This window comes from Ochrobactrum sp. SFR4 (assembly GCF_019730395.1).
Taxonomy (GTDB): domain Bacteria; phylum Pseudomonadota; class Alphaproteobacteria; order Rhizobiales; family Rhizobiaceae; genus Pseudochrobactrum.
This window is the reverse complement of record NZ_JAAPBB010000685.1, coordinates 1-280: the sequence shown is the minus strand read 5'-3', so window position 1 is coordinate 280 and position 280 is coordinate 1. Positions and strand designations below refer to the sequence as shown.

The 280-nt window shown below is 51.4% G+C and carries 1 pseudogene; it reads right to left on the bottom strand.

Features of this window, described 5'->3' with window-relative positions:
• Positions 1-39 precede the first annotated feature (39 nt).
• Positions 40-280, bottom strand: a pseudogene (locus HBA93_RS20800) (gamma-glutamyltransferase); the annotation flags it as partial.

Sequence of the window (280 nt, the reverse complement as noted above, 5' to 3'; positions counted from 1 at the left end):
GTATTTCAATACCCATTATCACTGTGAATATTCCCCGAGTTAGCGACCGATCGCATAGGCTTGCATCAGGCGCGGCGTTGCGGCTGCACGGAGCAATCCGTTATCTTCGCGCTCTGCTGCGGTCAGACGACCGACTGTCCATGCATCAACGATTTCGACATCATGGCTGCGTGTTTTCAGCTCATTGATGACAGTTTCGCCGATGGTTTTTTCAATCACAAGGCGACCCGGAATAGCTTCACGCGGATAGAATGATGACGGGAAATGCATGGTGTGGAAC